Below are 24949 nucleotides of genomic sequence, written 5' to 3'. Positions count from 1 at the left end.
GACCGGGTCAGCCTTCCAGCGTCCGGCGGACGGCTTCGATGAACTCGTCGACCTGGATCGGCTTGGGCAGATAGGCGTCTGCGCCCGCTTCCCGGATCATCTTCTGGTCGCCGGCGGTCGCCATGGTGGTGACGACGATGATCGGCACGTCGGCGAGCTTCGGATCGGCTTTCATTTTCTGCACCAGGTCGAGCCCGGATACGCCGGGCAGCATGATGTCCATGATGATCAGGTCCGGCCGCTCTTCCTCGGCCAGTTCCATCGCCTCATGGCCGTCATCTGCGGTGACGATGTCGCAGTCGAGCTTCTGCAGCGCCGACGCATAGACTTCCTGGACAAGCATGTTGTCCTCGACCACCAGAATACGCTTGTTCATACGGTTCCCTTTTCTCCCCTCGGCGGCGTCCGGCGTTCACGGCAGGCCGGGAAACGCCTCGCGGATGGCCGCCGCCGTCTCCGGCGCCAGCGCGATCAGCTCCCGGGCGCGCTCCAGTGCCGCATCCTCACGGCCCTCCTTGACCGCGAATTCGCATTCGCTCGCCTTGTCCCTCATCGCGCCCAGCCCCACGGAGCCGGAACTGGAGGTCAGATCGTGAGCCTGCTGGCGCACCTGGGCCATGTCGCGGGCCTCGACGCCCTGGCGCAGCAGGCCGATCTTCTCCTCCATCTGCACGAGATACTTTCCGAGCAGCATCTCGACCATCTGGTCGCCCAGGGTCTGCCTGAGCGCGCCGAAGGCCGCCGCATCGAAATGTTCGGTCATGACCAGTCACCCCCCGGAACGAATCAAGCCGGCCGTACCGGTGCCGGCCGGCAAGCTACAGCAAGTGCCGCGCCAAGGCGAGCGACCGCATGGCGCATGCGCGCCGCCCGCGCCGGCAGGCTTGATCGTACCCGCGAGTAGACCTAGTTTGCCGGCCAGCTATCGAAGGAACCAGATGACGGGGATGGAGTGAACATGCGTTTCGAAGGCACCAGCACCTACGTGGCGACCGAAGACCTGATGGTCGCGGTGAACGCCGCCGCCACCCTTGAACGGCCGCTGCTGATCAAGGGCGAGCCCGGCACCGGCAAGACCATCCTGGCCCACGAGGTCGCGAAGGCTTTCGACACCCAGCTCATCGAATGGCACGTCAAGTCGACCACCAAGGCCCAGCAGGGTCTCTACGAGTACGACGCCGTCAGCCGCCTGCGCGACTCCCAGCTCGGCGACGAGCGGGTCAACGACATCCGCAACTACATCAAGCGCGGCAAGCTCTGGGAGGCCTTCACGGTCGAGAAGCGCCCAGTGCTGCTGATTGACGAGGTCGACAAGGCCGACATCGAGTTCCCCAACGACCTGCTGCTGGAACTCGACCGCATGCAGTTCTACGTCTACGAGACCGGCGAGACGGTGGTCGCCAAACAGCGCCCGCTGATCATCATCACCTCCAACAACGAGAAGGAGCTGCCGGACGCCTTCCTGCGCCGCTGCTTCTTCCACTACATCCGCTTCCCCGACGACGAGACCATGCGGGAGATCGTGGACGTGCACTATCCGGGCATCCAGCGCGAGCTGGTCTCCGAGGCGCTGCGCATCTTCTACGACATCCGCGACGTCCCGGGCCTGAAGAAGAAGCCGTCGACCTCGGAACTGCTCGACTGGCTGAAGCTGCTGATGTCCGAGGATCTGCCGGCCGACACGCTGAAGTCGCGGGATCCGAAGAAGCTGATCCCGCCGCTGCACGGCGCGCTGCTGAAGAACGAGCAGGACGTGCACCTGTTCGAGCGGTTGGCCTTCCTCGCCAAGCGCGAGCAGAACAAATAGACCGGTCGGAACTGTTGACGGCGTCCCCGGGCTTGACCCGGGGATCCAGAACAGCGTCTCCGGTTGACTGGGCCCTCGGATCGAGTCCGAGGGCGCCGACCTATTGCAGGAGGATGCCGTGTTCGTGAATTTCTTCCTCGAGCTGAGGCAGCACAAGGTGCCAGCGACGCTGCGCGAGTACCTGACGCTGCTGGAGGCGATGAAGCAGCACGTCACCGACTACCGCGTCGACGAATTCTACTACCTCGCCCGCGCCACGCTGGTGAAGGACGAGAAGAACATCGACAAGTTCGACCAGGTCTTCGGCAAGTGCTTCAACGGCCTCAACTTCGTCTCCGCGGAGGAGACCCACGAGATCCCCGAGGAGTGGCTGGAGAAACTGGCCGAGAAGGTGCTGACGCCCGAGGAAATGGCCGAGATCGAGGCCCTGGGCGGCTTCGAGAAGCTGATGGAGGAGCTGAAGAAGCGCCTCGAGGAGCAGAAGGGCCGCCACCAGGGCGGCAACAAGTGGATCGGCACCGCCGGCACCTCCCCCTTCGGCGCTCATGGCTACAACCCCGAAGGCGTCCGCATCGGCCAGAAGGAAAGCCGCCATCGCCGCGCGGTGAAGGTCTGGGACAAGCGCGAGTTCAAGAACCTGGACGACGACGTCGAGCTCGGCACCCGCAACATCAAGGTGGCGCTCAGGCGCCTGCGCCGCTTCGCGCGCGAGGGCGCGGAGCTGGAACTCGACCTGCCCAACACGATCAAGTCGACCGCCGACAACGCCGGCTATCTCGACATCAAGATGGTGCCGGAGCGGCGCAACACGGTGAAGGTGCTGCTGCTGCTCGACATCGGCGGGTCGATGGACGACCACATCCGCACCCTCGAGGAGCTGTTCTCGGCGACCAAGACCGAGTTCAAGCACCTCGAATACTACTACTTCCACAACTGCCTCTACGAGAAGCTGTGGAAGGACAACCGCCGCCGCCACACCGAGTTCGTCGACAGCTGGCAGGTGCTGCACACCTTCCCCGCCGACTACAAGCTGATCTTCGTCGGCGACGCCACCATGAGCCCCTACGAGATCGTCTATCCCGGCGGTTCGGTGGAGCACTGGAACGAGGAAGCCGGCGAGGCCTGGATGCGGCGCTTCCTGGACGTCTACCACAAGGCGATCTGGCTCAACCCGGTGCCGCAGAAGTACTGGGACTACACGCCGTCGATCAAGCTGCTCCAGGACCTGATGGGCAACCGCATGTTCCCGCTGACCCTCGAGGGCCTGGAAGACGGCATGAAGGAACTGTCGAAGTAGGCTGACGGTCCGCCGGTTGGCAGGGCCGCCGGCGCTCGCCACATCCGTGACCGGAGCGATCCGGACACGGAGGGCATTCCATGCAGAGATTGATGATTTCAGCCGCCGCGCTGCTGACGCTCGCCGCCGCGGGCGGAGCCGCCGCGCAGGATCAGGGAACCGCCTATCGCTGCGGCGACGTGGATGTCGACCTCCAGCGGACGGACAGCGGACCGGAGATCATGATCGGCGATGAGCGCCGCCACCTCATCCGGGTGCGGTCGGCCTCGGGCGCGCGCTACGAGTCCGCGGGCGGCGGCGAGCCGGTACTGTTCTGGGACAAGGGCGCCACGGCGCTGCTCAAGGTCGGCGCCACGGAGACCCTGGACTGCCGCCGCGCCGAGCATGGACCCTTCCTGCCCTTCGAGGCCCGGGGGCAGGAACCGGGCTGGCTGCTGGAGATCACGGCGGACCGGATCCGGCTGGAGGCCGACTATGGTGAGCGCACCGTCACCATGCCGACGCCGCCGCCCGAAACCGGCCCCGGCGTCCGCACCTACCGCGCCGCCAGGGAAGACCACGCGCTCGATATCCGCATCGCCGACCGGCTCTGCCAGGATTCCATGGCCGGCACGCCCTATCCGAAGACGGTGACGGTGACCCTCGACCACGAGACCTGGGAGGGCTGCGGCGGCGAGCCGCGCGATCTGCTGACGGGCGCACGCTGGGCGGTGACGGCGCTGGCCGGAGCCGATTCCGTGGGCGAGCGACCGCCGTCGATGATCTTCGACCACGAAGGCCGTCTCTACGGGCAGGCCAGCTGCAACGCCTACACTACCAGCTACGACCTGAACGGCCCCGAGTTCTCCACCGGGCCGGTCGCGGCGACGAAGAAGGCCTGCGCCGGGCCTCTGATGGAAACGGAAAGCCGTTTCCTTCACCTGCTGGGCGAGGTCCGCGGCTACCGGATCGGCGAAGACCGCGTCCTGGTCCTGGACGCGGGTCAGGCCGGAGAGATCACCGCGCGGCGCACGGAATGAGCCGCACTCATCCCGTTTTCGCGGGCGGCAGGGCGTAGGAGCCGGTGATGTGGGCGACCATGTCGTCCTTGCCCTCCGAATAGATCGCGACCTCGCCGACGGCCAGCCGCCGGCCCAGCTTCATCAGCCGGACGTCGGCGATGAGATCGGCGCGTTCCGGCTTGCTGAGGAAGTTCACCGTGGCGTTGGCGGTCACCGCCATCGCGGCCGCCTCGGTTCCCAGGTCCGCCAGCACGGCGATGTAGAGCCCGAGATCGGCGAGCCAGAACAGCGTCGGCCCGGAGACCGTGCCGCCGGGGCGCAGATTGTCCTCGCCGATCGGCATGCGCACCCGCGCCTTCCGGCCGCCGGCCTGCTCCACGCGAAGGTTGAGGTCGGCGATCTGGGGGAAGGCCTCGGCCAGAAAGGCCTCGATCTCGCGGGGGTTGGCTTCGGGCACGGACGCTCTCCTCTGCTGCGGCGCGCGGAGGGGACCATTGGCCCGGCAGCCGGTCAAGCACGTGCATGCGGGGCTTGCGTCTGTCCCGTTTTCAGGATTTATTCCCGTATATGGAACAACAGGACGCCGATCTGACGCTGCGCCTGGCGGAACGGCTGAAACGCCTGCGCGGCGAGCATGGCCTTTCGCTGCAGCAGCTGGCGGCGCGGAGCGGGGTCAGCCGGGCGACGCTTTCCCGGCTGGAGAACGCCGAGGTCAGCCCGACGGCCGAGGCGCTGGGCCGGCTCTGCGCCGCCTACGGCCTGCCGATCTCGCGGTTGATGACCATGGTCGAGGACGACTGGCGGCCGCACATGAAGCGCGGGGAACAGCCGGTCTGGACCGATCCGGACGCGGGCTTCGTGCGCCGTTCCGTCTCGCCGCCCGCGCGCGGTCTGGCCGCCGAGGTGATCGAGTGCGAACTGGCGCCGGGCGCGGAGATCGCCTACCCGTCCCCGCCCGTCGCCGGGCTGGAGCATCATCTGGTGATGCTCGAAGGCGCGCTGGAGATCGAGCACGAGAACGGCGCCTGGCGGCTCGGACCCGGCGACTGCCTCCGCTACCGGCTGCACGGCGCCAGCGCCTTCCGCACGCCCGCCGGCAGCGGCGCCCGCTACATCCTCGTCGTCGTCTGAGAAGGAACCGGACATGGAAGGCATCAGGATCGAAGAGGTCGACGCGGCCGGGCTCCAGGCGCGACTGGACGGCTTCACCGAGGTGCTGCACGCCGCCGTCCAGGCCGGCGCGAACGTGAACTTCATATGGCCCTTCCCCCGCGAGGAGGCCGAGGCCTTCTGGACCTCGAAGGTGCTGCCGCCGCTCCGGGCCGGCGGGCGTATTCTCTGGGCGGCGCTCGACGGGGAGCAGGTCTGCGGTACGGTGCAGCTGCTGCTCGACATGCCGCCCAACCAGCGCCATCGAGGCGAGGTCACCAAGCTGCTGGTTCATCCCGGCTGGCGGCGGCGCGGCATCGGCCGGGCGCTGATGGCGGCGCTGGATGCGAAGGCCGCGGCGCTGGGCAGGACGCTGGTGACGCTCGACACCCGGACCGGCGATGCGGCCCAGCCGCTCTACGCCGCCGCCGGCTACAGGGTGGCGGGCGAGATCCCGCATTTCGCCATGACGCCGGAGGGCGGGCGCTACGACGCCACGACCTACATGTTCAAGCTGTTCCCGGCGGGCCGGTAGCGCGCTCCGTCAGGCGCGCTCGCCCCAGGGCGGCAGGCGGCCTTCCTCGACGGCGTGGCAGGCGACCATGGAGGACCCGGCGTGGATCGCCTTCGGCACTTCGACGCGGCAGCGGTCATTGGCCAGCGGGCAGCGCGGATGGAACGGGCAGCCGGGCGGCGGATCGATGGGGCTCGGCACCTCGCCGGCGACCGGCGTGCGCGCGCGTCCCGACATCTCCAGGTCGGGGATGGCGTCGAGCAGCATGCGCGTATAGGGGTGCCGGGGCTCGGTGAACAGCGTGTCCGTCTCCGCCCACTCCACCAGCCGTCCGAGGTACATCACGCCGACGGTGGTGGAGACGTGGTAGACGACAGCGAGGTCGTGGCTGATGAACAGGTAGGTCAGACCGAGCTCTTCCTGCAGATCCTTCATCAGATTCAGGATCTGCGCCTGCACCGAGACATCGAGCGCCGAGGTCGGCTCGTCGCAGACCAGGAACTCGGGCTCGCCGGCGAGCGCCCGGGCGATGGAGACCCGCTGGCGCTGGCCGCCGGAGAATTCGTGCGGATATTTCGCCCCGTCCTTCGGGCTGAGGCCGACCTGCGAGAGATGTTCGCCCACGCGGCGGCGGATTTCCGCCTCGCCGGTCGCCAGCCCGAGATGGCGGATGGGCTCCGCCACGATGTCTTCGACCCGCCAGCGCGGATTGAGCGAGGCGTAAGGGTCCTGGAAGATCATCTGCATGCGCCGCTGGGCCGACGGGTTCCGCCGCCGTGCCCGGTCGCCGGCCACGTCCATGCCGTCGAAAGTGAGCCGGCCCGCCGTCGGATTGTAGAGACCGACCACAAGGCGGGCGACGGTGGACTTGCCACACCCCGACTCGCCCACCAGGCTGAAGGTCTCGCCGCGCCCGATCTCGAAACTGACGCCGTCGACGGCCTTCACGAAGGCTTTTGGCCGGCGCTCGATCACCCGGTTGAGCCAGGGCGGCGAGACGTCGAAATGCCGGACCAGCCCCTCGACCTCAAGCAGGACGTCGTCGCTCATACCACGCCCTCCTCGACCGGCTCGTGCAGCCAGCACGACGCGTCGTGGCGCCCGTCGCCCATCAGATCGGGCCGGACGGTATGGCATTTGAACATCACTCTCGGGCAGCGCGGGTGGAAGGCGCAGCCGTTGGGAATGTCAGTCAGGCGCGGCATGGAGCCGTCGATCTGGGTGAGCTTGCCGACGCGGTTGCCGAGCGCCGGAATCGCGCCCATCAGACCCTCGGTATAGGGATGCTTCGCCCGCTTGATGACGTCCTGGACGGGGCCGATCTCGGCCACCCGTCCGGCATACATCACCGCCACGCGGTCGGCGGTCTCCGCGATCACGCCCATGTCGTGGGTCACCAGCATGACCGAGGTGCCGTGCTCGGCGCAGAGCCGCTTCAGCAGGGTGATGATCTGGGCCTGGATGGAGACGTCGAGGGCCGTCGTCGGTTCGTCGGCGATGATCAGCTTCGGCTCCGCGCACAGCGCCAGCGCGATCACCACCCGCTGGCGCATGCCGCCGGAGAACTGGTGCGGATAGTGATCGATCCGCTCCTCGGCGGCGGGGATGCCGACTTCCTTCAGCAGGTCGAGCGCGCGCTGGCGGGCCTGCCGGTCGGTGAGATTCGTATGCGTCTGGATGGTCTCGACCAGTTGTTCGGAGACCTGATAGAGCGGATTGAGGCTGGTCAGCGGATCCTGGAAGATGGCGCCGATCTCCTTGCCCCGGACGCGCCGCATCAACTCGTAGGGCAGGTTGTCGATGCGCCGGCCGTTGAGCAGGATCTGGCCTTCGGCGATGCGTCCGGGCGGCTCGATCAGGCCGATGATCGCCGCGCCGGTCATCGACTTGCCGGCGCCGGATTCGCCGACGACGCCCAGCACCTCGCCCTCGTCGATGGTGAGCGAGATGTCGTCGACGGCCACCAGCGTGCCGCGGCGGGTCGGGAACTCGACCCTCAGATTCTTCACTTCCAGAACCGGCGTCGCCATCGGGCTACCTCAGCTTCGGGTTCAGGGCGTCGCGCAGCCAGTCGCCCAGCAGGTTCACCGACAGGACCAGCAGCGCCAGGAAGATGCCTGGGAAGATGACGATCCACCACTCGCCCGAGAACAGGAAGTCCTGGCCGATGCGGATCAGCGTCCCCAGCGACGGCTGGGTCGCCGGCACGCCGACGCCCAGGAAGGAGAGCGTCGCCTCCAGCAGGATCGCGACGGCGAGGTTGATGGTGCCGATGACCAGCACCGGCCCCATAACGTTCGGCAGCACGTGGCGGAACATGATCGCCCCGCGCGACAGGCCGATGACCCGCGCGGCCTGCACGTACTCCTTGCCCTTCTCCACCATGGTCGAACCGCGCACCGTGCGCGCGAACTGCGGCCAGATCGAAAGCGCGATGGAGACGGTGATGACCGCGACGGCGATGTCCGTATGGCTCTCGCCGGGAAAGAAGGCCTTGGAGACGCCGCTGATCAGCAGCGCGATCAGCAGGGCGGGAAAGCTGAGCTGCACGTCGGCGATGCGCATGATGATCGAATCGGCCGTGCCGCCCAGATAGCCCGCCAGCAGGCCGAGCGTGACGCCGATCAGGATCGCCAGCAGCACCGAGGCGAAGCCGACCAGGATCGAGACGCGCGAGCCGTAGAGGATCGCCGAATAGAGGTCGCGGCCCTGGTCGTCGGAGCCGATCACGAACGGCCAGTAGCCGTCCGGGTGCCAGATCGGCGGGGTGAAGGCGTCGAAGATGTCCAGCGAGGCCGGATCGAAGGGATTCTGCGGCGTGATCAGGGGCGCGATCAGCGCGGCGACGATCATCACCAGCGCCAGCGAGGTGGCGGCGACGGTCACCGGCGAGGTCCGGAAACTGTGCCAGATGTCGCCGTCCAGGAAGCGGGCGAGATTGTCCTTCAGGCGCGCCCAGGGCCCCATCAGTGGCCGCCCCCCGTGCGCTCGACGCGAAGCCGGGGATCGACGGCGTAATAGAGGATGTCGACCAGCAGGTTGAGGGCCACGAAAATGAGGGCGACCAGGATCAGATATGTCGACATGACCGGGATGTCGACGAACTGAATCGCCTGCAGGAACAACAGCCCCATGCCGGGCCACTGGAACACCGTCTCGGTGATGATGGCAAAGGCTATGAGCGAGCCGAGCTGCAGGCCGGTGATCGTGATGACCGGCACCAGGGTGTTCTTCAGCGCATGGCGGTAGTGGACGGCGCGATTGCGCAGGCCGCGGGCCCTGGCGAACTTGACGAAATCGGTGCGCAGCACCTCCAGCATCTCGGAGCGCACCAGACGCATGATCAGCGCGAGCTGGAACATGCCAAGCGTGAAGGCCGGCATGACGATCGACTTCCAGCCGGAAGACGTCAGCAACCCGGTCGTCCAGAATCCGAGATCGACGGTCTCGCCGCGTCCGAAGGTCGGCAGCCAGCCGAGGACGACGCCGAAGACGAGGATCAGCAATATGCCGATCAGGAAGGTGGGGAGGGAGATGCCGATCAGCGACACGGTCAGGAAGACGTGACTGAGCCAGCTTCGGGGATAGAGACCGGTGTAGACACCCAGCGGCACGCCGACCACCAGCGCGAATATCGCCGCCAGTATGGCGAGCTCCAGCGTCGCCGGCAGACGCTCCTGCAGCAGCTGGTCCACCGGCCGGCCGATACGGTAGGAGATGCCGAAATTGCCCTGCACGACATTGCTGACATAGCGCGCGAACTGGACCGGAACCGGGTCATTGAGCCCCAGCTTCTCGCGCAGTTCCGCCCGTTCGGCCAGCGAGGTGTCCTGGCCGACCATCTGCGCCACCGGGTCGCCCACGAAGCGGAACATGGTGAAGCCGATCAGCGCCACGACCAGCATCACGATCATGGCCTGGATCAGGCGTCGAATGACGAATGCAATCATGCCGGTCCCTTAACGGAACGGCCCCCCGCCGCCGGGTGGCGGGCGGAGGGCCGTATTCACGTCCGCGTCGATCAGTCGATCGTGACGTGGCGCCACGAGAACTGGTTGTCGGCGCGCTGCTTGACATTGACGCCCTCACGCACGCCCCAGGCGAGTGCCTGCTGATGCAGCGGAAGATACGCCACCTCGTCGGTGGTGATCGTCCAGGCCTGATTGATCATGGCGTTGCGCTTCTCCGTATCGGTTTCCGACAGGATCTTCGCGGTCAGCGCGTCTACTTCCTCGTTGCAGTAGCGGCCGAGGTTGAATTTGCCGTTGCCGGTTTCCTCGTTATAGCAGCCATGCAGGTTGAACAGCGCGTTCCAGCTGTCGAAGGAGCCCGGCGTCCAGCCCAGCAGGTAGAATGACGTGTCGAGGCTGGGCGCCAGTATCTTCTTGAAGTAGAGCGCCCGAGGCTGTGCCAGCAGGTTCACCTTCACGCCCACCTGCGCCAGCATGGAGACGATGGCCTGACAGATCGCTTCGTCATTGACGTAACGGTCGTTCGGGCAGTCCATGCCGACTTCGAAGCCGTCCGGATAGCCGGCTTCGGCCAGCAGCGCCCTGGACCTGTCCGGGTCGTAGGGCAGACGCTCGAAGGACGGGTCGAAGCCGTTGATCCCCGGCGCCACCATCAGCGCACTCGGCTCGGAGAGACCGCGCATCACCTTCTGCTTGATCGCGTCGGCGTTGATGGCGTGATAGAAGGCCTGGCGCACGCGGACGTCCTTGAAGGGGTTCTTGCCCTTGACGCTGGAGTAGAGCAGTTCGTCGCGATGCTGGTCCATGCCCAGGAAGATCGTGCGCAGTTCCGGGCCGACCAGCATGGAGGTGCCGTCATTGCCGTCGACGCGGTTCATGTCCTGCACCGGGATCGGATAGGCCATGTCCACCTGGCCCGAGAGCAGGGCCGCGACGCGCGTGGAGTCGGAACCGATCGGCTTTTGTACAACCCTGGTCAGGTTGTGGGTCTTGTTGTCGTTGTCCCACCAGTCCTGATAAGCCTCAGCAACAGACTGAACATCCGCCTCGTGACTTTGCAGACGGAACGGGCCGGTGCCGTTGGCGTTGCGGGTGGAGTAGTTCTCAACATCGCCAGTCGCCGACTGGGCGGTGACGGCGCCGTTCTCCTCGGCCCATCCCTTGGACATGATGCCCCAGGTTTCCCACTCGAAGTGCAGGATCGGGTTCGGCGCCTCGGTGACGAAATCGACCGTGTAGTCGTCGACCTTGATCACCTCCACGACGCCGGCAAGGCGGGTCTTGAGGTCCGAGCCCTCGCCGCGGACGCGATCGGCGGAGAAGATCACGTCGTCGGCGGTGAAGTCGCGGCCGTCATGGAACTTCACGCCCTTGCGCAGATGGAAGCGCCAGCGCGTCGGCTCGACGATCTCCCAGCTTTCGGCCAGGGCCGGTTCGATTTCCAGATTGGCGCCGCGCCGGATCAGGCCTTCGTAGATGTTGCCCAGATAGCCGAGGGTGAAGGTCTCGTTGAGGCTGTAGGGATCCATAGAGTTCACGCCACCCTGGAAGGCGAAGGTCATGTCCTTCGCCGACGCCGACGCCGCCCCCACGCCCAGCGCCAGCGCCGCAGCACCGGCCAGAAGCATGTTCCGCATTTTCATGTGAAGCCTCCCGCTTGAGTCGGGTTGAAATGGTGAGGCGCGCCTTGCGCACCCACGACCGGGGCATAGTGGCGATGCCGCCGAACAGCCGTCAACGGCTTTGTTCCGGAGCCATGCGCGTGTCAGGTCGCCGCTGCGTCAACATGTTCGCCATTGGCCACGCGCCGGGCGGTGCTGATCCGCCGCCATCGATTCATCGTTCAAGTTGGGGAAAGATCCATGGGGTGGAACCACCGCCGCCGCATCCTATCTGACAGACGGCGCGCGCCGGTCCGGCCGCGTCGCACACGGAGAGACGAGACGACCATGAAGAAGAAGATTCTGACCCTGCCCGTGTTCCTGCTCGCCCTCGCGCTCGGCGGCGCGGCGCAGGCCGATGGCGACCCGGCGTCCGGCTTCAAGGTCTTCAAGAAGTGCGGCGCCTGTCACAAGATCAAGCCGGGCCAGCCGAGCCAGGTGGGTCCCAACCTGCATGGCCTGTTCGGGCGCGAGGCCGGGACCGGCGACTTCGGACGCTACTCCGAGGCCATGAAGGCGTCCGACGTGGTCTGGACCGAGGAGACGCTCGCCGCCTGGCTGCGCGACCCCCGCGGCTTCATACCCGGCAACAAGATGGCCTTTCCCGGCCTGAAGAAGGAGGAGGACGTCCGCGACCTCATCGCCTTTCTGAAGCGCGCGACCAGGTAAGATTCGTCAGTCGCGCACCAGCAGGGCCGCGAGCTCCACGTCCGGCGCCCAGAAGAACTGATCCAGCGGCTCGACGACGGCCAGCCGGAAGCCGGCGTCGGCCAGGATGCGCGCATCGCGGGCGAAGGTCGCCGGCGCGCACGAGACGTAGATCACCCGCGCCACGCCCGACCGGGCGATCTGTTCGCACTGCTCGCGCGCACCCGCCGCGGGCGGATCCAGCATCACCAGGCCGAAGCCCGAAAGCTCGCCGGCCTGGAAGGGCCGGCGCTGCAGGTTGCGGACCGCGGTTTCGAGTTCGACACCGGGCGCCCGGTCGATACCCGCCTTCAGCGCCGCCACGGCGGCCGCATCCGAATCGGCGGCCAGATCCCCGGCCCTGAGCGGCAGCGCCGAGGCCAGGGTGCCGACGCCGCAAAACAGGTCCGCGGCGCGGCCGGCGTCCGCAGACCATTCGGCCACCAGTTCCCGCATGCGCGCTTCCATCCGGCGGTCCGCCTGCAGAAACGCCCCGGGCGGCGGGGTGACGCTCAGCGGCGGCCAGCGCAGTTCGGGCCGGCGGCGTTCCACCAGCGTCGTCGGCGCATCGCCCGCCCGCTGCAGCGAAAGCCGCGCCAGGTCGCGGGCGGCGGCAAAATCCGCCAGCCGTTCGTGCAACGCCAGGCTTTCGGTCAGATCGCCAGCGATCAGCAGGTCCGCGCCCGCGTCCGTCAGGTTGACGGTCAGCCGCGCCTCCCCTCGCGGCCTCAGCAGACCCTCCATCGCCAGCTTCAGCGCCGGGATCAGGGCCTCGATCTCCGGCTCCGCCACCGGGCATTCGCCGATGTCGACCAGCGCCCGGCCGCGGCGTTCGTGGAAACCGAGCGTTATGGCGCCGCGGCGGTCGGCGCGGACCGTGAAGACGGCGCGGCGGCGGCGCGCCGGGCCGCCCCGGCATGTCGGCGCAACCGGCGGCTCCTCGAAGCCCCGCCGGCCCAGCGCCGTGATCACGGCGGCGCGCTTCCAGTCCGCCAGAAAGCCTTCCGAAAGATGCTGCAGCGCGCAGCCCCCGCAGCGGCCGAAATGCCGGCAGGGCGGCTCCACGCGTTCGGGGCCGCCCTCGATCAGGCGGCCGATGCGGCCGCGCCTCGGCGACCCGCGGCCCGTCTGCGGTTCCACGCGCAGTTCGATCAGGTCGCCCGGCGCGGTGAAGGCCACGAAGACGCGCTCGCCATCCGCCGTGACGACGCCGTCGCCGGCCTGGCCGACGGTTTCGACCCTGAATTCCATGATGAGCTACTCCGGTGCGAATGCTGCGAGCAGATATTCCCGATTGCCGTCCGAGCCGGCAACGGGACTGTCGGTCACGCCCGCGACCCGCCAGCCCGCTTCCCCCTCCAGCCAGTCGACGACGGCGTCGACCGTCCGCCGCCGGACCGCCTCGTCGCGGACCACGCCGCCCTTGCCGACGCTCTCGGGGCCGGCCTCGAACTGCGGCTTTATCAGCGCCACGAGCGCCGCCCCCGGCGCGGCCAGCGCCAGGGCGGCGGGCAACGCGGTCCTGAGACCGATGAAGCTGACGTCGCAGACGATGAGCCCCGGCGGTTCCGGGATCAGCGCGCGGTCGAGCGTGCGGGCGTTGACGCCTTCCAGGGAGATCACCCGAGGATCCGCCGCCAGGCGCGGATGGAGCTGGCCGTGACCCACGTCCACGGCATAGACGCGGGCCGCACCGCGGGCCAGCAGAACATCGGTGAAGCCGCCGGTGGAAGCGCCGAGATCGAGCGCCACCTTCCCGGCCGGATCGATGCCGAAATGCTCCAGCGCCGCTTCGAGCTTCAAACCGCCCCGGCTGACCCAGGGATGGTCCGGTTCCGTCAGTTCCACATGCGCCGCCCGCGCCAGCAACTGCCCCGGTTTGGCGACAGACTGGCCGTCGGCGCGGACCTTGCCGTCCAGGATCAGGGCCCGGGCGCGCGCCCGGCTGTCCGCCAGACCGAGATCGACCAGCAGCCGGTCCGCGCGCTCGCGGCCGGCGTTCACATCTGCGCCGGCAGCCAGGTGATGATCGCGGGGAACATCACCAGTCCGGCGACGGTCAGGACGTCAGCGATGAAGAAGGGACCAATGCCGCGGAAGATGTCGGACAGCGGAATATCCGGTCTGACACCGTTGACGACATAGCAGTTCAGTCCGATCGGTGGCGTTATCAGACAGATCTCGACCATCTTGACGACGATGATGCCGAACCAGATCGAGACTTCCGTGGCGCTCTCGAAGCCCAGTTCCGGGCCCAGCTTGATCACCGCCGGATAGACCACCGGCAGGGTCAGCAACAGCATGCCGATGGCGTCCATGAACATGCCGAGCACGGCGTAGGCCAGCAGGATCAGGATCATCACCATCCACGGGTCGAGCGGCAGGTTGACGATCCAGTTGGCGAAGGCGTTGGGCAGACCCGCGAAGCCCAGGAAGCGGACGAAGATCAGCACGCCCCAGATGATCGAGAAGATCATCACCGTCAGCTTGGCCGTCTCCAGCAGGGCGTCCTTCAGGCTGTCCCACTTCATGCCGCGGAAGATCGCCATCACGAAGACGACGAAGGCGCCGAGCGCGCCGGCCTCGGTCGGCGTCGCCAGACCGAAATAGATGCCGCCGATGATGATCGCCATGACCAAAAGGATCGGGAAGGTGCCGGGAATCGCCTCGAAGCGCTGGCTCCAGGAGAAGCCCTTGATCGGACGCCCCAGTTCCGGATTGCGCCAGGCGCGGAAGACGATCAGCAGGGCGTAGATGATGGCCGAGAAGATGCCGGGCAGGAAACCCGCCAGCAGCAGCGCGCCGACCGATTCCTCGACGATGATGGCGTAAAGCACCAGAATCGCGCTGGGCGGAATGAGCGAGGCCAGCGTGCCGCCCGCGGCGACCACGCCGGCGGCGAGTCGCCGATCGTAGCCGTTCTTCAGCATCTCCGGAATGGCGATGCGCGCGAAGACCGCGGCGGTGGAGGTCGAGGCGCCGGAGACGGCGGCGAAGCCGGCGGTGGCGAAGACGCTGGCGACCGCGAGGCCGCCCGGCACCCAGCCGATCCAGCGCCGGGCCGCTTCGAACACCGCCTTGGTGATGCCGGCGTAGAAGGCCAGGAAGCCGATCAGGATGAACATGGGCAGGACGCTCAGCGGATAGGCCACCGCCTTCGAATGCGGCGTCTGGCCCGCGATGCCGCCGGCGACCTCGAAGGCGCGCAGCAGATCGAAATTGGGCTTCACGTAGAAGATCGCCACGAGGCCGAGCAGACCGACGAGCGCGGTGGCGAAGACCACGCGCATGCCGATGACGATGAGCACGGCCAGAACGACCATGCCCAGCACGCCGATTGTCAACGGATCCAAGGCTCAGCCCCCCTGCCGGTAGCGCGATTCGTCCGATTCGTCGATTTCGTGACGCGCGATTTCTTCGATGGTCTGGATGGTCGGCACGGCCACCGGCTCCTTCTCCGGGGAGGCGACCAGCCGCAGGAAGGCCACGAACTGCACGAGCAGGCGGAGCCAGAGCAGCGAGAAGGCGACCGGGACAAGCAGTTTCGAAGGCCAGACCGGAAGGCGGATGTCGATCGTCGAGTCCTCGGATTCGACGGCGCGAAGGAAATGCTCGATTCCGTAGTAGACCAGCACGGCGACGACGAAGAGCGACAGCAGGATCGCCGTCGCTTCGGAAATCCAGAGCGCCCGCCGCGAGAGGCCGCGCAGCGCCAGATCCATGCGCACGTGCCCGCCCATCTTCTGGCAGTAGGCGATGCCGAGAAAGGCGAACAGCGCGATGGCCTGCTCGACGACGTCGATGTAGCCGACGATCGAGAAGCCGAGGCCGAGTTCGAAACCCCACGCCGCGGTCATGCTCTGGTCGAGCCAGAGCAGGATGCGGCTGAACACCTGCACCACGCCGAGCAACATCAGCCCGAAGATCGAGAACGCAGCGATCAGGTTGAACGCCGTTTCGATCGCAAAGAGCCACCGGTCCGTGCGGGACAGACCGCCGGCCGCACTCTGTTCTGTCATGTATCTATCCTGGAAAGGGCAGCGTCAGGGCGGCCGCCGCGGCGGCCGCCCATTGGCCGTGCCTCAGGAGCCGCCGCGCGCCTTCTCGGCTTCCGCCAGCAGGAAGTCGAGCAGTTCCTGCGTCGGCAGACGGTCGGCATAGCGGTCCACGAAGCTTTCCTGCCAGATCGGCATGCCGATCTGCTTGCGGAACTCGGCCAGCTCGTCCTCGGTGAAGCGCACCTCGGTCAGTTCCTTCTGGAACATCGGGATGTTCACATCGTCGGCGGCGAGGTAGGCGGCCTTCTGCTTCTCGTAGACCTCCCACTTCAGCTCCATAAGCAGATCCTGGTACTGCTTCGGCAGGGCGTTCCAGGCGTCGATGTTGAAGACCGTCGGGCAGTCCGCGGTGCCGGGCTGGAAATTGCCGGTGAACCAGTCGGCGACCTCATGCACCTTGTAGGCGGCATGGGCGTAGGAATACGGGAACGAAACCGCGTCCACGGTGCCGCGTTCCAGCAGGGTGTAGACTTCGGTCGCCGGCACGGTCATCAGCGTGGCGCCGAGCTTCGACATCGCGTCGGCGACGCCACCGCCCGCGCGCACCTTCTTGCCGTTCCAGTCCTCCAGCTTCCGGGGCGGCTCGCCGCGGCCGAGGAACTCGTACTGGGGCAGCACGCCGGCCATGTAGATCATGGCGTTCATGCCGGCCATTTCCTTCTTCACGGCCGGATGCTGATAATAGGCGTCCGAGGCCTTGATGCGCACTTCCCAGTCGCCGATCGGCAGGAAGGGCAGCGAGAAGATCATCGCCGACGGCGTGCGGTCGGGGCTGTAGAAGTTGCAGAAGTTCGCCGCCTCGAAGGCGCCGATCTCGATGCCGTCGAGATTCTCCTTCGGCTTCGAAAGACCGCCATAGTTCAGGTTGTATTCGAACTTGCCGCCGGTGCGGCGCGCGAGTTCGTCCGACAGGTGTTCGAGACCCATGGTGAAGGCGCGGGGCTTGCCCCAGAGCGAATGGTTCCAGGTGACGGCCGGACCGTCGACCATGTCGTCGGCCGACCAGGCCGCGCCCGCGAAGGCGAAGGTCGTCGCGGCGGCGACCGCAAGACCCGTCAAGGTACGATGAAGCATTAAGAAGTCCTCCCTGATTAGCTTTCTTTTGAAGCTGTTTATGGAGAGTACCTTAACCGCCGGCCCCGGGGGGATCAATTCGGTTCTGATGCAGTCCCTTCGGCGATCATGGCGTCGATCCCGGCGTCGTCCAGCCCCGCCTCCCTGAGATAGCGCCGCGTGTCCGCGCCCTTGAGCGGCGGCGGGCTCGGCGTCTCCACCTGGGCCGAGGCGTCGCCGAACAGGAAGCCGGGCCCCAGCACATCGATGCCGCGGCCCAGTCCGGGCACGTGGTCGACATGGCGAATCAGTCCGCGCGCGGCAACCTGCTCGTGCGCCGCGATCTCTCCGACATGGCGCAGCTTGCCAGCAGGCACGGAAGCCGGCGCCAGCAGCGCCTCCCACTCCAGCGCCGAGCGCGTGGCGAAGGCCTCCGCCAGCAGCGGCTGGACGCGCGCCGATATCTCCGGGCGGCCCTGCCAGGGCATGACGTCCGGGTTGCCGGCCAGATCCTCGCGCCCGATCACGCGGCACAGCGACGACGCCTGCTTCGGCGTGTTCGCCGCCACCACCAGAATGCCGTCGGCGGTGTCGAACATGCCGGAGAAGGGGCTGCCGGACGCCGCCTGGCGGCCGGTCTTCGCCGGCAGGCGGCCGCTGGTGAGCCAGGGACCCACGGCCGGTCCCATGATCGACAGCGCGGCGTCCAGCATGGCCACATCGACATACTGCCCCTCCCCGCTCGCCTGCCGGCGGTAGAGCGCCGCCGACAGCGCGAAGGCCGCCGCCAGTCCGGCGACATAGTCGATCACCGGCCAGCCGACGCGCATGGGCCCGGTCGATTCGTCGCCCTGCAGCGCCATCATCCCCGAGATGCCCTGCACGAAATGGTCGTAGGCCGGCACGTCGCGCAGCGGCCCCGTCTGACCGAAGCCGGAAACCGAGCAGTAGACAAGCCGCGGATCCGCTGCCATCAGGTCCCCGGGCCCCAGGCCCAGCTTCGCCATCGTGCCGGGGCGGTAGTTCTCGATCACCACGTCGCTGGTCTTCGCCAGCCGGCGGAAGGCGTCCTGGCCCTTCGGCGACTTCAGGTCGAGAGCGACGGACGCCTTGTTGGCGTTCTGGATCAGGAAGGCGTCGGCCATGCCGGCGCGCTGCTGGTCCTCATCGGGCGAGGCGTAGCGGATGAAGTCCAGCGGCTCGACCGCCTCGACCCGGATCACCTCCGCGCCCAGCCAGGCCATCTGGTACGTGCAGAACGGCCCGGCGAAGACGTGCGTCGCGTCCAGGATGCGGATTCCCTCGAAGGCCTTCATCGCTGCCCCTCCCCGCCTTTCGGCACCCACAGGATCAGCCATTCGGCGTAGGCGATGGGGTCCGGATGGCCGTCCTGCTCGAAATGGTTGGCGGTCTTGACCATCAGCCGCCCGCCGGGCCGCCACTCCGTCTCCATGATGGAGATACGGTCGCGTATGCGGGTATGCGGGCCCGTCACCAGCGGCGCGAGGTAGCGCACCCTGTCATAGCCGTAGTTCAGCCCGAAGGCGGCGTCGCGCGGGCGCAAGCGGACATTGTCCATGAAGTGGCTGAGCAGGCTGGTGACCAGGAAGCCGTGCGCCAGCGTGCCGCCATAGGGGCCGTCGCGCAGGGCGCGCTCCGGGTCCAGATGCAGCCAGTGGCGGTGCTCGGTGGCCACGCCGAACATGGTCACGCGTTCCTGGTCGATGGCGACCCAGTCGCTGACCGCGAACTCGCGGCCGGCGAGTTCCGGATAGTCGGCGATCGCCAGATCGCCCGGCTGCGGATCCGTCGGTTCGGTATTCATCATCGCGCTTGCGCCTCCCCGCGCCGTTCGTGCCTCCCGGCGGCAGGGTATCGTCAAACTTGTCCGATACCCGAGGAAATTTGCCTCGTCGGCGGCCACGCCGCCGCTAGTTCTTGCCCGTGAAGCCGGGAATGAAAAAGGACACGCCGATGAATGCGAGGACCGCGCGCAGCCGCGCCGCCCTGCTGGAGGGGCCGATCGGGCCGACGCTCGCGCGGCTCGCCGTCCCCGGCATCGCCGCCATGGCGATCCAGTCCTCGATGAGCATCGTCGAGGCCTGGTATCTGGGCCGCCTCGGCACGGTGGAACTCGCCGCGGTCGCACTGGTCTTCCCGATTCTGATGCTGGCCAACATGCTCTCGGCCGGCGCGGTGGGCGGCGCGGTCAGCGGGGCCACGGCCAACGCCACGGGGGCCGGAGACGAGGCGCGTGCGGAGACGATTCTGCGCGCGGCGCTGCTGATCGCGCTGTGCTGCGGCCTCGCCATGGCGGCGCTGTTCTACTTCGCCGGCCCGACCTTCTATCGCCTGCTCGGCGGCGAGGGCGACGTGCTGGCCGCGGCGCTGGCCTATTCGGATCGGCTGATGCCCGCCCTGGTGCTGATCTGGCTGTTCAACATGGCCGCCGGGGTGATGCGCGGGGCCGGCGACATGCTGCGCCCGGCGATGCTGCAGGCGCTGGTCGCGGCAAGCCATTTCGGCCTGAGCTGGCTGCTGATCCTGCGCCTCGACCTCGGCATCGCCGGCGCCGCCTGGGCCATGGGCGGCGCCTATGCCGCCGGGCTCGCGGCGGTGGCGCTGCTGTTCGCAGGCGGCGGCGCAGCCGTCGCCTTCCGCCCCGGCCCGGTCCCGCGATCGCTGGTGATGCCGCTGTTGCGCATCGGGTCGCTGGCCGGGTTCCAGGCGGTGATGACCATCGTCACCGCGCTGACGGTGACCGCCCTGGTGGGCCGCCTCGGACCCGTATGGCTGGCCGGTTACGGCATCGCCGCCAGGCTGGAGTTCCTGATGATCCCGATCATCTTCGGCATCGGCTCGGCGATGATCGCCATGGTCGGCGCCAACCGCGGCGCGGGCCGCATGGACCGGGCACAGGCCGTCGCCTGGCGGGGCTCGGGAGCGGCGGCCCTGATCGTGGGCGCGATCGGTGTGGCCTCGGCGCTGTTCCCGGTCTTCTGGGCGTCGCTCTATACCGCCGATGCGGCGGTGATCGAGGCCTGCGCCGCCTACATGCGCCGCGTCGCGCCATTCTACGCCTTCTTCGGCCTCGGTCTGTCGCTCTACTTCGCCGCCCAGGCGATGCAGACCATGGGTGTGCCGGTGATCGCCTCGCTCAGCCGCTTCGCCATCATCGCCGGCGGCGGCGGCGCGTTGCTGGCGGCCGGACGCGCCGAGCCGGACGCCGTGTTCATCTGCGTCGCCCTCGGCATGGCGGCCTATGGCGTGATCGTGGCCGCCGGCCTCAGATGGGTCTCGTGGCGGCCGCGTCCTGCTCGTCGGCCGGCATGAGCGCCGCGCGCCGGCGCCGCCGCCAGCCGAACCACTCGTCCACCAGCCCCACGGCGAGCACCAGTCCCGCGGTCACCGCCGCCAGCCCGGCGAGCTGATAGAGCGTCGGGATCTCGCCCAGCACCGGTGCGCCGATCAGGATGGTCAGCCCCGGCACCAGCGACGGAAAGACCGCCGCCCTGGCCGGCCCGATCTTCGAGACCGTGATGACGAACAGCAGGGTCGCCAGGAAGCCGTTCATCACCCCCTGTCCCAGCAGCTGCACGCCGATCTCGCCCCAGCCGATCCGCATCAGCGCGTCGTAGTCGGCGAAGGCGATGTGGAACGGGATCAGGCCGACCGAGCCGATCACCACCACGGCGGCGGTGCCGCGTACCGGGTCGATCCGCCAGACGCGCAGCAGCAGGGTGAAGACGGCCCAGCAGGTCGGCGCGCCGATCACCAGCAGGTCGCCCATCAGCACGTCGGCGTTGAAGGTCGCCAGGAAGGAGAGGCCGGCGACCATGACGACGCCGGCCGTGATCAGCACCAGGCCGGCCAGGCGCAGCCGGCTCAGCCGCTCGCCGATGAAGATCACCGCCAGCAGCGTCGCCATCAGGGTCAGCGAGGCCGGCGCGATGACCCCGGCGTGGGAGATGGGCGTGTAGCTGAGGCCGAAACTCATGAACAGCGCGAAGGGCGGGCCGGCGAAGACCGTCAGCACCAGCCCGCGGCCCCAGCCGACTCCGCCCAGGTCGCGGAGCCCGGCGCGCAGCAGCACCGGCAGCATGATCAGGCCTGCCGGCCAGTAGCGCGCGGCGGCCATGTCGATGGGCGCGAAGCCGCCGGTGACGCCGTCGCGGACCAGCACCATGTAGGCCGACCAGATCAGCGCCGTGGTCAGGCCGAGCGCGACGCCGAGGCCGAGCGAGGCGGTGTCGCTCGCGCCGTGGGGCGCGCCGGACGGGCTGGATGGCGGGGATGACATGGGCGGCCTCTTCTCGGGATCGGGATGCTGGCCAACATGTTGCGCCGCAGCGGGGCCCGGCAAGTCAAACCCGCCCGCGCCGGACGCAATGCGGCCATGCCCGGACGCCGAACATTGCCGGAACGGGCGGCGGCTGGCATGCTGCGCCGATGGCTGAGGACAAGGAAAAGCCGGTCTGGGAGCGGATCGCCGAACTCGGCTTCGCCGACGCGGTGGAATCGAAGGGATTCAGGCGGGTCGGCAGGACGCACTGGCGCCTCGACGGCGACGGCATCGTCCATCACGTCAAGCTCTACCGCGGCTTCGCCATCGAGCCGGGTTCGTTCCGGGATTTCCTGGGGACATTCTTCCCAGGTCTCGATAAATTGTACGAACGGGTGGACGCACCGCCGCTCAGTCGACGCATTCCCTATGGACGCGCCTTGTGCCATCGAGACCAGACAATCTACGACAGCTACTATGTTGCCGAAGTCTCTCGTTACCAGACCGCCTTCCCCGAAGTACCGCCGGCGCAAGGCTTCTGGGAGCGCATCAAACAATTCTGGCCGCCGCAAAGGCCCGATTTTTCCAGCGAGTTCTTCCGTCCGCTACCCTATTGGGACTCACGTGTGACCGAAGACGCGGGCAGTGGTGCGTGGCTGACGGACGGGGCAAATCTGCGGGATGTGGCGGATGTCGTAACCTCGGCCTGGGCCGACCATGAAGGGCCCCTGCTTGCGGCTGGCCGCAGCCTGCAGAGCTACTATGAACACTTCGACAGAACCCGGTGGCGCGACGCCCGGCATTTCGACATCGACCGGTTTCTCATGGCCATACTTGCCGATGACCTTATTACGGCCAAGGAGATCGTGGCAGACACGTTCGAACGTGTACGGCATACACCGTCGTTGGAAGAAATGTACGCGAGTCTCTGGAAGCAAAAGGGACGGCTGGCAAGTTCAGTTGACTGGAGGCGCCTTCGCCAAACGCCCCAGGGCAAGGAGATGATCCGATTCGAGGCCGCAAGTCTGGCGGCCGCACCGATGTTCGAAGCACGCCGCGCACTACAGTGCTGCGAGAAGTTCGGTATCGAACTTGGGTCGAAACCGGAGATCGATTCCGCCTTCATTGAGGCGTACGAGAGAGGGAAACGTGCGTGGTACAGTGAATCTCGCTAGGCGTCGTGCATTCCATCTCCGTCATCCGGATCTGTCGAGCGACGCAATGATTCAGCTGCTGTGATCGCTGTCGCAAGAACAAGTTTTATAGAAATTCCTTTTTTTCGTTTGACGGCAGCTTCCTTGTAAAGCGAGTCCACTATCTCCATCACTTCGGCCTTTATATGATTCGGATAATTATATCTATCAAGCATTTCTCCGATTGCATTCTTATATATATCCTTAGGAACCAAGGTGACAGGCAGGTGCCAAACCTCAACTTCATTTATCGGAGGACTCTTTTTCTTTTTCGAATTTTTTGGAGGGTCCTTGGGTTTCACAGGATGAACGCCATCCAATGTGACAAGGTCATCTGTCTTTTTCTGATGTCCCCTTACCGTTGCACCGCCAGTTTTTATTTCCAAGGCCTTGGCAAATCCTGATTTTCGAGGCACCGTCTTTCGCAAGATGCCAAGAAACCTATACTCCACATCATCTTCAAGTATGAAATCGTGAATACGTGTTTTTCCATTGTGACCAGTAAAGTGCGTGTAAATTTCGCCATTCTCACCCTTTTTTGGGATCATGTTAGCGGATTCGGATATTTTGCGAACAAAATCCTGTCCGGCATCGCCGCTCGCTTTATTATACCGACGCTGAAGAGCTGTGCGTTCCGCGTCTTTCATTTTTCTCAATTGTGAATCTGTTCTTGATTTCTTGGCAAGGGAAATCTCATCGCCGCGTGTTGTAGACGATTGGCGAATCCTATCAAATCGGGCCAGATTGATCTTCGCGCGGACCGGTCTCGGCACCAGTTGTTCTGCGCTTCGCGTAAGCCGCCCGGCAAACTTTCCGACCTTCGCAAGCCTCCCAACAAATGGGATTACGCCAAGGATGGCCAGCGACAGCTCGCCCTGAATTCTGGCGGCCGCAACCGTGTCACCACTCTCCTGAGCCGCCCAGAGCTCCCTGGCCAGTTTTGCCGCTTCTACCGCCGACATGATCTCGCCGGTGATGGGGGCAAATTCCAGAAGGACCAAGGCCAGCTCGGCAAGTGCACCGCCGCCGCGGGTGGCCTCGGCGAGTTGCGCGGCCACCTTCTCGGCGGCGGCGGTCTCGCTCAGGCCTTGCTTTTCGTACTGCTCCTGCAGGACGGCGACATGATCGGCCAGCCGGGCCTTCACCGTAGGCGCGCTTCCGGCGCCGCTCTTCAGGCGCCGGGCGTGGCGCGCGGTGCGGCGGGCGAGTTCGTCGACGCCCAGTTCGCCGCTGTCGAGCTCTTCGCGGAGCGGCGTCGCGAAGTCGGGACGGTTCTCCCGCACCCAGTCCGCGAGTTCGCCGAGCGCCGCGCCGTCGCCGGCATCAACGCCGCGCGCCTCGGCGAGGTCGAGCAGTTCGACGATCTGCCGGCCGCTGAGATCCGAGGCGACCTGCTCCAGGGCGCGATGGAGTTCCTCGTCCGCCGCAGCCGCAACGTCCGCCTCGCCGCCCTGTGCCGGGCTCGCCGCGTCGCCGCGTTCCGCCGCTTCGGGCCGGGCGGCGTCTTCGTCTTCGCCGGCCGGTTCGGCCGCGTCCGTGTCGTCGTCAAGGCGGTCGTCGCCTGTGCCTGCGTCGAGCGTGTCATCGCCTGCTTCGCCATCGAAGCCGTAGAGCGCGTCCGTGCGCCGGGTCTCGGCCATGTGGGCGAGGCCGTGGGCGCGGAGGGTCTCCAGCATCTCAGCCTGGGTCTGCGGCTCGGCGTCCGGGTCGGCGGAAATCAGCAGCGGCCCGGTCGGGCCCGCGGGTCCTTCGGCCGCCGGCGCGGCCGGATTCTCCAGGTCGAAACCGAAGGCGCGGTCGAGGGCCGGCTGCAGCAGTTCGTCCAGCTTCGCCTGGGTCGGCCCGAATGGGTCCATCCGCCGGTCCGGCTTCAGCCCGAAGCGGCGCTGGAAGGCCCCGATGCCGAACTCGAAGTCATGATCGTCGGCCTTCGCCACCAGGCCGTCGGGCCGGCGCGCCTTCTCAGGGGGATAGTAGCCCAGCAGCCCCAGCGCCGCCTTGGCCGCCTTCACGTCCGCCTCGCGGTTGGCGCCGCCCTCGCCGACCGACAGATCGAGCGGCAGGTTGGCGCCCCGGCCCAGCAGGTCCCGCGCCGGCCGCTTCGCCCCGGCCGTCGCCTTCGCGTGTCGCGCCGCGTCGAGCGCCTGCGCCGTCGGGCCCGCCGGGCCCATCATGCCGTCCGGCGCCAGACCGGCCTTGCGCTGGAACGCCTTCAGCCCCTCGAACAGCCGCCGCTCGGCGACCGGCTGGAAGCCGAGATCCGGCCAGGGCCGGTA

Annotated in this window: 24 protein-coding genes and 1 pseudogene; 8 read left to right on the top strand and 17 right to left on the bottom strand. The window is 67.2% G+C overall.

From position 1 onward, the window contains the following. Positions 1-7 precede the first annotated feature (7 nt). Positions 8-376: a response regulator gene (locus CWC60_RS01020; RefSeq protein WP_109792195.1), complete on the bottom strand. Its 369-nt coding sequence runs from the start codon at positions 374-376 to the stop codon at positions 8-10. A 36-nt stretch (positions 377-412) separates the two neighbouring features. After that, complete coding sequence (locus CWC60_RS01015) at positions 413-763, bottom strand: Hpt domain-containing protein (protein ID WP_109792194.1); 351 nt, start codon at positions 761-763, stop codon at positions 413-415. A 195-nt stretch (positions 764-958) separates the two neighbouring features. On the opposite strand from CWC60_RS01015, the gene CWC60_RS01010 reads away from it, so the two are divergent. The 3 genes from CWC60_RS01010 (at position 959) to CWC60_RS01000 (ending at position 4123) form a co-directional block, all read left to right on the top strand. Further along, a complete protein-coding gene (locus tag CWC60_RS01010; RefSeq protein ID WP_109792193.1) occupies positions 959-1807 on the top strand; it encodes an AAA family ATPase in 849 nt (282 codons plus the stop codon). 118 nt (positions 1808-1925) lie between these two features. Further along, complete coding sequence (locus CWC60_RS01005; RefSeq protein WP_206419701.1) at positions 1926-3104, top strand: vWA domain-containing protein; 1179 nt, start codon at positions 1926-1928, stop codon at positions 3102-3104. Between the two features lie 80 nt (positions 3105-3184). Further along, positions 3185-4123 carry an META domain-containing protein gene (locus CWC60_RS01000; protein ID WP_109792192.1) on the top strand — a complete coding sequence of 313 codons (939 nt, stop codon included), beginning with the start codon at positions 3185-3187 and terminating at the stop codon, positions 4121-4123. A 7-nt stretch (positions 4124-4130) separates the two neighbouring features. Here the strand turns inward: CWC60_RS01000 and CWC60_RS00995 are convergent, their stop codons facing one another. Further along, entirely contained in the window at positions 4131-4562 is a 432-nt protein-coding gene (locus CWC60_RS00995) for a PaaI family thioesterase (protein ID WP_109792191.1), read from the bottom strand. Positions 4563-4672: 110 nt separating this feature from the next. Between CWC60_RS00995 and CWC60_RS00990 the strand changes: the two genes are divergently transcribed. Both CWC60_RS00990 and CWC60_RS00985 read left to right on the top strand, forming a co-directional pair. Then, positions 4673-5236 (top strand): helix-turn-helix domain-containing protein, encoded by a 564-nt coding sequence (locus tag CWC60_RS00990; RefSeq protein ID WP_109792190.1) that lies wholly within the window; start codon positions 4673-4675, stop codon positions 5234-5236. 13 nt (positions 5237-5249) lie between these two features. Further along, positions 5250-5789 carry a GNAT family N-acetyltransferase gene (locus CWC60_RS00985; protein WP_109792189.1) on the top strand — a complete coding sequence of 180 codons (540 nt, stop codon included), beginning with the start codon at positions 5250-5252 and terminating at the stop codon, positions 5787-5789. 9 nt (positions 5790-5798) lie between these two features. Here the strand turns inward: CWC60_RS00985 and CWC60_RS00980 are convergent, their stop codons facing one another. The 5 genes from CWC60_RS00980 to CWC60_RS00960 all read right to left on the bottom strand — a co-directional run bounded on the left by CWC60_RS00980 (position 5799) and on the right by CWC60_RS00960 (position 11382). Beyond that, positions 5799-6818 carry an ABC transporter ATP-binding protein gene (locus CWC60_RS00980; RefSeq protein WP_109792188.1) on the bottom strand — a complete coding sequence of 340 codons (1020 nt, stop codon included), beginning with the start codon at positions 6816-6818 and terminating at the stop codon, positions 5799-5801. Then, complete coding sequence (locus tag CWC60_RS00975) at positions 6815-7798, bottom strand: ABC transporter ATP-binding protein (protein ID WP_109792187.1); 984 nt, start codon at positions 7796-7798, stop codon at positions 6815-6817. Before CWC60_RS00975 ends, CWC60_RS00980 begins: the two co-directional genes overlap by 4 nt. Before the next feature lie 4 nt (positions 7799-7802). After that, complete coding sequence (locus CWC60_RS00970; RefSeq protein ID WP_109792186.1) at positions 7803-8735, bottom strand: ABC transporter permease; 933 nt, start codon at positions 8733-8735, stop codon at positions 7803-7805. Then, positions 8735-9718 (bottom strand): ABC transporter permease, encoded by a 984-nt coding sequence (locus CWC60_RS00965; RefSeq protein ID WP_109792185.1) that lies wholly within the window; start codon positions 9716-9718, stop codon positions 8735-8737. The genes CWC60_RS00970 and CWC60_RS00965 overlap by 1 nt, the downstream gene beginning before the upstream one ends. A gap of 71 nt (positions 9719-9789) precedes the next feature. After that, positions 9790-11382 carry an ABC transporter substrate-binding protein gene (locus tag CWC60_RS00960; RefSeq protein WP_206419700.1) on the bottom strand — a complete coding sequence of 531 codons (1593 nt, stop codon included), beginning with the start codon at positions 11380-11382 and terminating at the stop codon, positions 9790-9792. A 306-nt stretch (positions 11383-11688) separates the two neighbouring features. On the opposite strand from CWC60_RS00960, the gene CWC60_RS00955 reads away from it, so the two are divergent. Continuing rightward, positions 11689-12069, top strand: a complete 381-nt coding sequence (locus CWC60_RS00955; protein ID WP_109792184.1) for a c-type cytochrome — start codon at positions 11689-11691, stop codon at positions 12067-12069. A 6-nt stretch (positions 12070-12075) separates the two neighbouring features. Here the strand turns inward: CWC60_RS00955 and CWC60_RS00950 are convergent, their stop codons facing one another. The 7 genes from CWC60_RS00950 to CWC60_RS00920 form a co-directional block, all read right to left on the bottom strand. After that, entirely contained in the window at positions 12076-13338 is a 1263-nt protein-coding gene (locus CWC60_RS00950; protein ID WP_109792183.1) for a class I SAM-dependent RNA methyltransferase, read from the bottom strand. 6 nt (positions 13339-13344) lie between these two features. Further along, a complete protein-coding gene (locus tag CWC60_RS00945) occupies positions 13345-14091 on the bottom strand; it encodes a TlyA family RNA methyltransferase (protein WP_206419699.1) in 747 nt (248 codons plus the stop codon). After that, positions 14088-15410: a TRAP transporter large permease gene (locus tag CWC60_RS00940; RefSeq protein WP_109792215.1), complete on the bottom strand. Its 1323-nt coding sequence runs from the start codon at positions 15408-15410 to the stop codon at positions 14088-14090. The genes CWC60_RS00945 and CWC60_RS00940 overlap by 4 nt, the downstream gene beginning before the upstream one ends. Positions 15411-15443: 33 nt before the next feature. Beyond that, positions 15444-16106 (bottom strand): TRAP transporter small permease subunit, encoded by a 663-nt coding sequence (locus CWC60_RS00935; RefSeq protein WP_109792182.1) that lies wholly within the window; start codon positions 16104-16106, stop codon positions 15444-15446. Positions 16107-16169: 63 nt separating this feature from the next. Continuing rightward, complete coding sequence (gene dctP, locus CWC60_RS00930; RefSeq protein WP_109792181.1) at positions 16170-17219, bottom strand: TRAP transporter substrate-binding protein DctP; 1050 nt, start codon at positions 17217-17219, stop codon at positions 16170-16172. A gap of 74 nt (positions 17220-17293) precedes the next feature. Beyond that, positions 17294-18514: a CaiB/BaiF CoA transferase family protein gene (locus tag CWC60_RS00925; protein ID WP_164516304.1), complete on the bottom strand. Its 1221-nt coding sequence runs from the start codon at positions 18512-18514 to the stop codon at positions 17294-17296. Then, positions 18511-19026, bottom strand: coding sequence for a MaoC family dehydratase (locus tag CWC60_RS00920; RefSeq protein WP_109792179.1), 516 nt, complete (start codon positions 19024-19026; stop codon positions 18511-18513). Before CWC60_RS00920 ends, CWC60_RS00925 begins: the two co-directional genes overlap by 4 nt. A 146-nt stretch (positions 19027-19172) precedes the next feature. Here CWC60_RS00920 and CWC60_RS00915 point away from each other — a divergent pair, with 146 nt between their 5' ends. Next, positions 19173-20531 carry an MATE family efflux transporter gene (locus tag CWC60_RS00915; protein ID WP_164516303.1) on the top strand — a complete coding sequence of 453 codons (1359 nt, stop codon included), beginning with the start codon at positions 19173-19175 and terminating at the stop codon, positions 20529-20531. On the opposite strand, the gene CWC60_RS00910 is transcribed toward CWC60_RS00915, so the two are convergent. Further along, positions 20485-21498, bottom strand: a complete 1014-nt coding sequence (locus tag CWC60_RS00910) for a DMT family transporter (protein WP_109792177.1) — start codon at positions 21496-21498, stop codon at positions 20485-20487. The genes CWC60_RS00915 and CWC60_RS00910 overlap by 47 nt on opposite strands. Before the next feature lie 149 nt (positions 21499-21647). On the opposite strand from CWC60_RS00910, the gene CWC60_RS00905 reads away from it, so the two are divergent. Next, positions 21648-22655, top strand: a complete 1008-nt coding sequence (locus CWC60_RS00905) for a hypothetical protein (protein WP_109792176.1) — start codon at positions 21648-21650, stop codon at positions 22653-22655. Here the strand turns inward: CWC60_RS00905 and CWC60_RS23425 are convergent. After that, a pseudogene (locus tag CWC60_RS23425) lies at positions 22652-24949 on the bottom strand (hypothetical protein); the annotation flags it as partial. The gene CWC60_RS00905 and the pseudogene CWC60_RS23425 sit on opposite strands and share 4 nt — an antisense overlap.

This window comes from Minwuia thermotolerans, from assembly GCF_002924445.1.
GTDB classification, from domain to species: domain Bacteria; phylum Pseudomonadota; class Alphaproteobacteria; order Minwuiales; family Minwuiaceae; genus Minwuia; species Minwuia thermotolerans.
Note: the sequence above shows the minus strand (reverse complement) of the source record. Positions and strands in the feature narration are given on the sequence as shown.